We start from the raw sequence: 9,413 nt of genomic DNA, 5'->3' as shown, positions 1-9,413 counted from the left end.
ATTATCACTGTTTATTTCTTCAATTATTGTTCCTAATTCTTTCTTGATAATCTCTTCTGAATCAAGTAGATTATTAAGATGAAAAATACTATCTAATCTATATAAATATCCATTATCTGAAGTAAGTAATCTATATTTTCTATCACCGATATTAATTTTCTTATTTGAAACATTAATCGTTATATCTTCACCAAATATAGGAATAGTTACTCTTGAAATTGTCTCTAATCCATCAGCATTATTTTTTTCTAAGCAAATAGAAATAGTTGTTTTCAAGGATTGAGGTGTTTTTGACCAATAATTTTGTATCTCGAATTTATAAGGACGAGAGAATCGTGATAGTTCTCTTTTAGTAATGTTAAATGAAAATGAAAATTCCATTTTATCGTGTCCCTCTTGATTATTGAGCGCAGTTTCAAAATCACCAAAATCTACATCATTTTGATCATAACCACTCCAAAACAAAACACCACGAATCTTTCTATTGATAGTTTGTTTTAATAAAGGGAAAAAACGTAGGAAGCTACTTTTACCTGAGCTATTGGAACCTAAAATAATATTTAATGGTTTAATTTCAATATCCCCAGTATCCACAAGGCTCCTTAAATTCTTAATCCTAATTGAATCCATATATTCGCTCCATTTTTTTGTTCAGTTAAAGCAATCAAATCACTCATACACTATTTCACCAACTTCTTCATCTCATCAATACGTGCTACGGTCGCATCGTATTTGGCTTGGTAGTCGGCTTGTTTGTCGCGTTCTTTTTGGACGACTTCTGGTTTGGCATTGGCTACGAAGCGTTCGTTAGAGAGCTTCTTGCCGACCATGTCCAGTTCTTTTTGCCATTTAGCGAGTTCCTTGTCGAGACGAGCTAGCTCTTCTTCGACGTTGAGGAGATCTGCGAGTGGCAAGTAGATTTCTGCTCCTGTGATGACGCTTGACATAGCCAGTTCAGGTGCAGGAATAGTTGATGCGATTTCCAAGTGTTCTGGATTTGTGAAGCGTTTGATGTAGTTGACATTACTGTTAAAGAAGGCTTCCAAGTCGCTATCGCTTGTCTTAACAAGGATGGTGATTGGCTTGCTTGGAGCTACATTTACTTCTGCACGCGCATTACGAACAGCACGGATTAAGTCTTTGAGGCTTTCCACACCTGTGTGAGCCGCAAGATCTTCAAAGGCTGGGTTGACAGTTGGGTATTCTGCTGTCACGATAGAGCCTTCTGAGATTTGTCCAAAGATTTCCTCTGTCACGAATGGCATGATTGGGTGGAGGAGACGAAGGATCTTGTCCAAAGTATAAAGGAGAACAGAACGTGTGATTACTTTCTCTTCCTCGTTGTCGCTATAAAGGACTTCCTTGGTCAACTCAACATACCAGTCCGCAAACTCGTCCCAGATGAAGTTGTAGAGGATGTGTCCAGCTACACCAAACTCAAACTTGTCAAAGTTGGCAGTTGCTTTTCCGATGGTTTCATTGAGGTTGTGGAGAATCCAGCGGTCTGTAACATTTCCAGCTTCCTTGTTGACCACTTTTTCGACATTGGCAGTTGCTTGCTCAAGAGTCAAGCCTTCATTGTTCATGAGGATGTAGCGAGAGATGTTCCAGATTTTGTTAATAAAGTTCCATGAAGCATCCATTTTCTCGTAAGAGAAGCGGACGTCTTGACCTGGTGCAGAACCGTTTGAAAGGAACCATCGAAGGGCATCGGCACCGTATTTCTCGATGACATCCATTGGGTCAATCCCGTTACCGAGAGACTTAGACATCTTGCGTCCTTGCTCGTCACGAATGAGACCGTGGATAAGCACGTTTTGGAATGGTTGACGGCCTGTGAATTCCAATGACTGGAAGATCATACGAGACACCCAGAAGAAGATGATGTCGTAACCTGTTACCAAGGTTGAAGTTGGGAAATAACGTTTAAAGTCTTCTGAATCGACTTCAGGCCAGCCCATGGTTGAAAATGGCCAGAGGGCAGAACTGAACCAAGTATCCAAGACGTCTTCGTCCTGAGTCCATCCGTCACCTTCTGGAGCTTCTTCGCCGACATACATTTCACCATCAGCATTGTACCAAGCAGGGATTTGATGACCCCACCAGAGTTGACGAGAGATTACCCAGTCGTGGACATTTTCCATCCATTGGAGGAAGGTATCGTTGAAACGAGGTGGGTAGAATTCTACCTTGTCTTCTGTATCTTGGTTGGCAATAGCATTTTTGGCCAATTGGTCCATCTTGACGAACCATTGCGTTGACAAGCGTGGTTCGACCACAACACCTGTACGTTCTGAGTGACCAACACTGTGGACACGTTTTTCGATTTTAACGAGAGCACCGATTTCTTCCAGCTTAGCAACGACTGCCTTACGAGCTTCAAAACGGTCCATGCCTGCAAATTCAAAGGCCAAGTCATTCATAGTTCCGTCATCGTTCATGACGTTGACTTGTGGCAAGTTATGGCGTTGACCAACCAAGAAGTCATTTGGATCGTGGGCAGGTGTGATTTTTACGACACCTGTACCAAATTCAGGATCTGCGTGCTCATCACCAACGATTGGGATCAATTTATTAGCGATTGGAAGGATGACGTTTTTTCCAATCAAGTCCTTGTAGCGTGGATCTTCTGGATTGACCGCAACCGCAACATCCCCAAACATAGTCTCAGGACGAGTTGTAGCAACTTCAAGGGCGCGTGAGCCGTCTTCCAGTATGTAGTTCATGTGGTAGAAGGCACCTTCGACGTCCTTGTGGATCACCTCGATATCAGAAAGGGCTGTGCGAGCAGCTGGGTCCCAGTTGATGATAAACTCACCACGATAGATCCAACCTTTCTTGTAAAGGTCCACAAAGACCTTACGAACAGCTTTTGACAAACCTTCGTCAAGAGTGAAACGCTCACGAGAGTAGTCTACAGAGAGCCCCATCTTGCCCCATTGTTCCTTGATAGTAGTGGCATATTCGTCTTTCCATTCCCAGACTTTCTCGAGGAATTTTTCACGACCAAGATCATAGCGGGAAATGCCTTCTCCACGCAAGCGCTCCTCAACCTTAGCTTGAGTGGCAATACCAGCGTGGTCCATTCCTGGAAGCCAAAGAGTGTCGAAACCTTGCATGCGTTTTTGACGGATGATGATATCCTGCAAAGTCGTATCCCAAGCGTGACCAAGGTGAAGTTTCCCAGTTACGTTTGGTGGCGGAATAACAATCGAATAAGGCTTAGCCTTTTGATCCCCTGAAGGCTTGAAAACATCAGCATCAAGCCATTTTTGGTAACGACCAGCCTCAACCTCGGCTGGATTGTATTTAGGTGAAAGTTCTTTAGACATGTGTGTTCTCCTATCTTTTTATAACGGCCTAACTAGACCTTCTTCTATTCCTGTTTTCAAACTGCCAAAACAAACTCTTGTCATTGCTTCATCTTTCATTAATTCAGAATATTTTTCTTCAGATTTCTCAGCAAATTTTTGGAAATACCACTCAAAATGGTCACTTAAATGGACTGACTTATACTGCTCAAAATTATCAAACGACGCAATGTAACCAATATAAACTTGAATTGACAAAGATTCGTCAAAGTAAGCATCATTAACAAAATGATAATTTGTATTTTTATCTAAAAGAAATTTATTCAACTCTGTAACTAAGTTATATTGTTGCTCATTTAAATTAAAATATTCCTCATTTAATAATACCCTCTTATCAGGTTTATTAAAATCATACCTAGTATCTGAAGTCATTTGTGAAACCAATTTTCCAATCAAAACAACAATCATATCTGTTATTTGTAATCCGACATAGTCTCTAGAATTACAAGACTCTTCAATTTTATTAATCTTTAAACTACTAAATATGTCACTAGGTATTCCTTCATCTAGGAAAAGGATCCATTCAATGTTTTCATCAGGATACCTTTGCTCAGTCATCCACAAATCAAATGCCCACTTTACTTTATTCCAATCGAAAGATAGTTCTACGTCAGGTTCAGATAACTTAATTTTATGGTCATTAATTACCCTATCCATTGAAATAATGAGTTGTTGATAAGCATCTAATTGCCGAGCCATCCTCATATTGTCTTTATTATCATTAATTATCCTATTCAAATCCTGTTTTATTAGCTTCAACAAAGGTCTTGTTGGCAATGTTTTATTCAATAAAGCTTCAATAACCTTTTTTGAAGCCTCAATTTCAGCATATTTGGTTAAAACATATTTAGCAATAAGCGGTGAGAATTCTGTCTCTTCATCTAAAAAATAAAAGAAGTTAGTTAGTCTTGATGAGGTAATAATTGACATCTTACTAATCATAAATAATAAATTATCAACTTCGAATTTATTTAACATCTTAAAGATAGATAAATAAAACTGAACTTCATTATTTTTCATAGAAGCAATTCCATACTCAAAGTTTGATTTCAACAAATCTAAACCTTTAAGTTCTTTATTCTTCTTTTTTAATGATTGCTGGAGTTGTTTTCTACTTGATAAATAAGTTTCAACAATCTGATTAAACTCCTGTTCAATTGTTTCATAGACTACTTTATCAATTTGGATTACATTAGCAATATATGAATGCATATTATCGTTAGCATAAGATAATTTGTTTTGTTTATCAAACGGCTGTGTTATTTTAAAAGAATTTTGTGGACCTTTTTCGTCCATAAATAGATAATTCATTCTCACTCCTTTTTCTTTATCTCAACTGTTCGATTTTCTCAAACAGTTCAACTAACAGTTTAAACTCTCCCACTCACTCCTCAGCAAGCCGTATCTCAAATCATCACAGCGATTCCCTTGGGCATCTTTGCGGTCTCGGATACGAGCTTCGAGGGTAAATCCAAGTTTTTCTGCGACTCGTTGACTTTGGACATTATAACCAAAACAAGTCAGTTCAATCTTGTGGAGACCCAAATCTTTAAAAGCTAAGTCAATCAAGGCAAGCGCTGCTTCTGGTACATAGCCTCGACCCCAATAGTCTGGGTGCAAGGTGTAGCCGAGTTCCAACACATCATCTTCGTGTCGGTGATTGAAGTCAACAGAGCCAATGACTTTATCAGTTCCTTTGACGACAATTCCATAGCCAGCTGGGAGATTTTCCTTTTGATTACGCTCAGGAAGGATATGCTCCAGATAATAAATCTCATCTTCCAAGGTCTTGACAGGTGGAAAACCTGCTGGGTAAGAAACTTCTGGACGACTAGCATAATCAAAGATATCCTCAGCGTCCGCCACTGTACGGACTCGTAAGACCAGACGCTCTGTTTCCAACCGTTCTGGTAACTCAGCTCTTGCCATCCTTCTTCCTCGCTTTTTTGATGAAGCTCCCCTTAGTATCTACACGCTTATCCAGATAACGATAGACGCGCTGATATCCATCTCCCATGAAATATGTTGGGGCAAACAGTTCATTTCTAAAATGTCCCTTTTCATCCAAAAGTTCTGGGTCAACAAGTCGCTCAACAATCTTAGCGAAAATATGACAAATTCCCTCTTCCTCAACAATCCTATCTACCTGACAATCCAAAACGACTGGACAATCCTCTAAAATCGGTGCCTCAGTTCGTTCAGAAATTTCATAATGTACTCCCAAAACGTTCCAATTTCTCCTGATGACTGATAAAACCAGCCTGCTCCATCTCGAGCATGAGATTTTCATCAGGGATATTCACAGTAAATTTTTGATAATGTTTAATTTGATCTGCGACATTCTCTCTCGCAACGACTCCAACCACAATCCAATCTCCCAAGCTATAAGAGGAGCTACAGGTCGTAATATTGTGTCCAAAATTCTGATCCTGATATCTCAAAATGAAAATAGGAAAGCCATAGTAGAGTTTACTTGTTTTAAAAGATTGCTTCATGACAACCTCCTTTGACCAAGATACAAAAGAAAAGCCCTGCCATCTACATGACAGGGACGAATGTATTTATCCGCGGTACCACCCAATTTCGGGCAGTTGCCCGCAACTCTCGTCTTTAAAACAAAAAGACACTTTTATTTCAATTTTTCATCCATTAGCAACCAGTTTTGACACATTTGTGGACTTCTCAGCTCCGCCACTTTCTGTAAAATGTGGGATTCAAAACACCTCTAATGGCTCTATTGTAGCAAGATTTTGACGGAAATGCAAGGCACAAGAAAAATTACTTGAACTTGATGCCATTTTCTTTCAATTTCTTGATGGTAGCTGGGCCGATTCCTTTCAAGGCAAGGAGTTCTTTTTCAGTCCAGTTTTTAAAATCTGACGCAGACTTGATTCCTTCATCGTAGAAAGTTTTAGCACGGTCAAGTGGAAGTCCACCCAAGTTTGCTGCAAAATCTTCTACAGAATTGGCTACTTTTTGAGCTTGCTCTTTGGTAGCTTCTACTGCTTGTTCAACTTTTTTAGAAACAGCCTTACCAGCTTCGCTCGCTGTCTGCTCTGCACGTTTCACGACTTTCTTTGTCTCTTCTACAACCTTAGTCACAGTACTTGAAAAGGCACCTGCGCGACGGAGGCTATTTCGTAATTGTTTTTTACGATTGAGTTTCTTTGACATGAATAAAATCCTTTCAAATAAAAACCCCTGCTCTGACAAGGATTTAATATAAATATTCTATCAAGATTTTGGTGAAAAATCAAGAATCTATCTCGTTTAATAATTCCGCTCACCAAACAAGCCTTCTGGCAAATCATGGAAGCCCTTGCCTGCTTTGAAGTTTTCAAACTTAGCAAGTAAGAACTGATAGGCATCCAAGCGGCTTTCGTAGCGAATCATGGCATCTTTGGCACGCTCGTCTTGGTCTTCTTCGTAGACTTTTTGGCTTTCCTTGTGCGCCATGTCATTGATCATAATCTGGGTATTGACCCAGGCTTCAAATTCCTTCATAAATTCTTGTTCGTAACTCATTTTTTCTCCTTATTCTAATCCACGGAAATAGTCCGTATCAATCTCACGGTAGGGTTGAATATCCTGAACATACTCCAGCACACCTTGGAATTCTCCGTTTTCATCGTGCACTGCGGCATAGGTGATATGAACAAACTTACCTCGCGACTCAGACTTGAACCACATTTCATACTTGTCTTTGCTTCCCTCACGAAGCCCCTTCATGATAGTCTTGACCTTGTCCAAGTACTTAGGTGGATGACAGAGTTCAACATTGCGCCCGACTTGGGACGGGGTCCGTTTGAAAATCATCTCATCAGCTGGCGTATTGTCATTGTAATACTGGAAAATGTCTTCTTTATTGACAAAAGTAATCTCCATAGGGAGGTGATTGAGGATGAGATTAGCCTGCTTGACTGAAAGATAGCCATTGCCAAAGGCCTGTTGACTATGACGGTCCAGCACTGCTTCCTTTTCCTTAGGAGTAAAGGTAATGGTAAACTGTCCTTCTGGCGTATCGATAACTTGCTGAACTTGGCCTTCTGCTGTATCTAGCAGCACAGGCTCCTCTGCACTCTTTTCCTCAACGAAACTCTGGCGTTCTGGCACCCATTTCTCAGACGGACGGATAATAGCATAGCCATAGGCGTCGCTCTCCTCTGCAATCTGAAGCCAGTCATCCTGAGTAAAGGACTCAAGGAGAATCATGAGAAGGATGGACTCTTCCTTGAAAACCATACTTTCAAACTCTGTCGCAAAGGCTTCAAAAGCTTCTTTTACACTGCTAATCGACACTTCTGGCAATGACTTGGCTGTCGCTAAAGCTGTTTGAAAGAGTTCCCTGATCTGATCATCCACTCCCCACATAACTTTGGGAGGTGAATCGTGTCCATAGCGCTCCATGATAGGAAAGAAGAGTTCTTCTTTACGTTGGTAATGAATGTCAAATTGCCCCACAAGTCCCATCTGACGCACCAAACCCTTACGCATCTCCGCAAGCATTTCTTCATCTTCCATAGACTCATATGTATCTAACAATCTCCGAATGCGAATCAAGGTCGCACGGAGGGCCAGATTTTCTTCCTTAAAGACCCGAACGGGGTGACCTGGGTGCTCGGTATCTGCAACTTCGACACCCCTAACAGCATTTTTAAAAAGATTAGCATGGACATCACAGAGTTCCATGACATCTTCAAAGGTGACACCTGAGTCTGAGTTCATCAGTTCGTGCTCCATGAGGGAAATCTCAATGGCTGAAACACCTGTAAAGGTCGCATCAAAACGCTCCTGAACCGACTCAGGAGAGGCGCCATTATGCAATTCTAACAAAATATCCCGTAGGACATGAATCCGTTCATCTGCCATTAGTCTAATCCAATCACTTCGTAGCCATTCGCTTCCAGTGTGCGGACAATCTTGTCCATAGGAGTTCCTTCCAGCTTAGAACCCTGTTTGAGTGATACTTTACGACCAACTGTATTGCGCATCAAGGGATTGGCAAGGGGTTTAAATCCCAGCTCCACTAGAATTTCCAAGACCTCTGGATGCTTGTCCACCACTTCTGCAACAGGAATTGACACATCGATGATATTGTCCATGACGACCTCCATTGTATGTTCTAATACTCAATGAAAATCAAAGAGCAAACTAGGAAGCTAGCCGCAGGTTGCTCAAAACAGTGTTTTGAGGTTGTGGATAGAACTGACGAAGTCAGTAACCACACCTACGGTAAGGTGAAGCTGACGTGGTTTGAAGAGATTTTCGAAGAGTATAAAATGATTTTACTGCTTATATTATACCATATGGAAAGAGATTAAAAAACTAGCAGTAGAGTTTCCGCTAGTTCTCTGCGATTTGGACTACCATCTAAATAAGTTTAAAGAGCCAATCCAATATTTTAAATAATAGCTTGTAAAACAATAATTGAACTGCAAAAGAGATGATCATCCACAGGAATTTCACAATCCCAATAATCGGTTTGATAAAAATAATAGCAAGAAGTCCCCAGAAAAATTTCATTCTCTCTCCTCTGGCTTGATGAGCCACCGAGCCGTATCCATTAGCTTGTCTGCAATAAAAAGTTTTCCCAGACCGACAACGGCGTGGTCATCTTTCTTTATCGTTTTCATTACTTTTACACCTTGCACGGTCAAAAAGTAATTCCCGTAAGTTTTAGCTAGAATTTTTATGAGTCCCATATCACTCTCCTTCGATGATTTCAGCCTCTTTTCGGATCGTTTCAACATCTTCTTGATATTGAACTTCACTATAGTTGACTAGCTTGGACAATTCTTTCTGCAAGCTTTCCCCCATTGGTTTCATAGTTGCAAAGGTTAAACCACCTGAAATGATACCACCCAAGATAGGTATGAATTTCCCCATTCCTTTGGCCAACCCTCCCTTGGTCAGATTCACACCAAATATTTTTAAGACTTTTTTCAAAATAGGGTACCAAAGCGTCTTTGTTAACGCTTTATTAGGCACTGTTTTCATTACCTGTTTGGCAATTGTTATACCACCAGCACGTAGTAAGGCAGC

General features: G+C 40.5%; 11 protein-coding genes and 2 pseudogenes. 1 reads left to right on the top strand and 12 read right to left on the bottom strand.

Annotated elements, in window-relative coordinates; genetic code table 11:
- From SMIDD26_RS11300 to SMIDD26_RS01970, 9 genes and pseudogenes are all read right to left on the bottom strand, one after another.
- The coding region (locus SMIDD26_RS11300) for an AAA family ATPase (protein WP_167747444.1) at positions 1 to 630 on the bottom strand (630 nt) is incomplete at its 3' end.
- 50 nt (positions 631 to 680) lie between these two features.
- Positions 681 to 3,332 carry a valine--tRNA ligase gene (locus tag SMIDD26_RS02005; protein ID WP_061438742.1) on the bottom strand — a complete coding sequence of 884 codons (2,652 nt, stop codon included), beginning with the start codon at positions 3,330 to 3,332 and terminating at the stop codon, positions 681 to 683.
- Positions 3,333 to 3,350: 18 nt separating this feature from the next.
- Positions 3,351 to 4,682: a hypothetical protein gene (locus tag SMIDD26_RS02000; RefSeq protein ID WP_050242264.1), complete on the bottom strand. Its 1,332-nt coding sequence runs from the start codon at positions 4,680 to 4,682 to the stop codon at positions 3,351 to 3,353.
- A gap of 51 nt (positions 4,683 to 4,733) precedes the next feature.
- Positions 4,734 to 5,300, bottom strand: a complete 567-nt coding sequence (locus SMIDD26_RS01995; RefSeq protein WP_061438741.1) for a GNAT family N-acetyltransferase — start codon at positions 5,298 to 5,300, stop codon at positions 4,734 to 4,736.
- Positions 5,287 to 5,866: pseudogene (locus tag SMIDD26_RS11295) on the bottom strand (flavin reductase family protein). The gene SMIDD26_RS01995 and the pseudogene SMIDD26_RS11295 overlap by 14 nt, the downstream one beginning before the upstream one ends.
- A 283-nt stretch (positions 5,867 to 6,149) precedes the next feature.
- Complete coding sequence (locus SMIDD26_RS01985) at positions 6,150 to 6,545, bottom strand: helix-hairpin-helix domain-containing protein (RefSeq protein ID WP_061438740.1); 396 nt, start codon at positions 6,543 to 6,545, stop codon at positions 6,150 to 6,152.
- A gap of 96 nt (positions 6,546 to 6,641) precedes the next feature.
- Positions 6,642 to 6,896 carry a DUF1912 family protein gene (locus SMIDD26_RS01980; protein ID WP_000119704.1) on the bottom strand — a complete coding sequence of 85 codons (255 nt, stop codon included), beginning with the start codon at positions 6,894 to 6,896 and terminating at the stop codon, positions 6,642 to 6,644.
- A gap of 9 nt (positions 6,897 to 6,905) precedes the next feature.
- On the bottom strand, positions 6,906 to 8,240 hold the full coding sequence (locus SMIDD26_RS01975; RefSeq protein WP_061438739.1) for a DUF438 domain-containing protein: 1,335 nt from the start codon (positions 8,238 to 8,240) through the stop codon (positions 6,906 to 6,908).
- A complete protein-coding gene (locus tag SMIDD26_RS01970; protein WP_000368739.1) occupies positions 8,240 to 8,473 on the bottom strand; it encodes a DUF1858 domain-containing protein in 234 nt (77 codons plus the stop codon). The genes SMIDD26_RS01975 and SMIDD26_RS01970 overlap by 1 nt, the downstream gene beginning before the upstream one ends.
- Before the next feature lie 30 nt (positions 8,474 to 8,503).
- Here SMIDD26_RS01970 and SMIDD26_RS01965 point away from each other — a divergent pair, with 30 nt between their 5' ends.
- On the top strand, positions 8,504 to 8,692 hold the full coding sequence (locus SMIDD26_RS01965; protein WP_049505097.1) for a hypothetical protein: 189 nt from the start codon (positions 8,504 to 8,506) through the stop codon (positions 8,690 to 8,692).
- A gap of 49 nt (positions 8,693 to 8,741) precedes the next feature.
- Here the strand turns inward: SMIDD26_RS01965 and SMIDD26_RS12140 are convergent, their stop codons facing one another.
- The 3 genes and pseudogenes from SMIDD26_RS12140 to SMIDD26_RS01955 form a co-directional block, all read right to left on the bottom strand.
- Positions 8,742 to 8,894, bottom strand: a complete 153-nt coding sequence (locus SMIDD26_RS12140) for a hypothetical protein (protein ID WP_167747443.1) — start codon at positions 8,892 to 8,894, stop codon at positions 8,742 to 8,744.
- Positions 8,891 to 9,073, bottom strand: a complete 183-nt coding sequence (locus SMIDD26_RS01960; RefSeq protein ID WP_049524272.1) for a hypothetical protein — start codon at positions 9,071 to 9,073, stop codon at positions 8,891 to 8,893. Before SMIDD26_RS01960 ends, SMIDD26_RS12140 begins: the two co-directional genes overlap by 4 nt.
- 1 nt (position 9,074) lies before the next feature.
- Positions 9,075 to 9,413: pseudogene (locus SMIDD26_RS01955) on the bottom strand (hypothetical protein); the annotation flags it as partial.

It is taken from the genome of Streptococcus mitis (genome assembly GCF_001579035.1).
Taxonomy (GTDB): Bacteria; Bacillota; Bacilli; order Lactobacillales; family Streptococcaceae; genus Streptococcus; species Streptococcus mitis_J.
Note: the sequence above shows the minus strand (reverse complement) of the source record. Positions and strands in the feature narration are given on the sequence as shown.

Bases quoted from the DNA above. Each gene is read 5' to 3' on its own strand.
- SMIDD26_RS02005 (WP_061438742.1), bottom strand. From the start codon at position 3,332: ATGTCTAAAGAACTTTCACCTAAATACAATCCAGCCGAGGTTGAGGCT.
- SMIDD26_RS02000 (WP_050242264.1), bottom strand. From the start codon at position 4,682: ATGAATTATCTATTTATGGACGAAAAAGGTCCACAAAATTCTTTTAAA.
- SMIDD26_RS01995 (WP_061438741.1), bottom strand. From the start codon at position 5,300: ATGGCAAGAGCTGAGTTACCAGAACGGTTGGAAACAGAGCGTCTGGTC.
- SMIDD26_RS01985 (WP_061438740.1), bottom strand. From the start codon at position 6,545: ATGTCAAAGAAACTCAATCGTAAAAAACAATTACGAAATAGCCTCCGT.
- SMIDD26_RS01980 (WP_000119704.1), bottom strand. From the start codon at position 6,896: ATGAGTTACGAACAAGAATTTATGAAGGAATTTGAAGCCTGGGTCAAT.
- SMIDD26_RS01975 (WP_061438739.1), bottom strand. From the start codon at position 8,240: ATGGCAGATGAACGGATTCATGTCCTACGGGATATTTTGTTAGAATTG.
- SMIDD26_RS01970 (WP_000368739.1), bottom strand. From the start codon at position 8,473: ATGGACAATATCATCGATGTGTCAATTCCTGTTGCAGAAGTGGTGGAC.
- SMIDD26_RS01965 (WP_049505097.1), top strand. From the start codon at position 8,504: ATGAAAATCAAAGAGCAAACTAGGAAGCTAGCCGCAGGTTGCTCAAAA.
- SMIDD26_RS12140 (WP_167747443.1), bottom strand. From the start codon at position 8,894: ATGAAATTTTTCTGGGGACTTCTTGCTATTATTTTTATCAAACCGATT.
- SMIDD26_RS01960 (WP_049524272.1), bottom strand. From the start codon at position 9,073: ATGGGACTCATAAAAATTCTAGCTAAAACTTACGGGAATTACTTTTTG.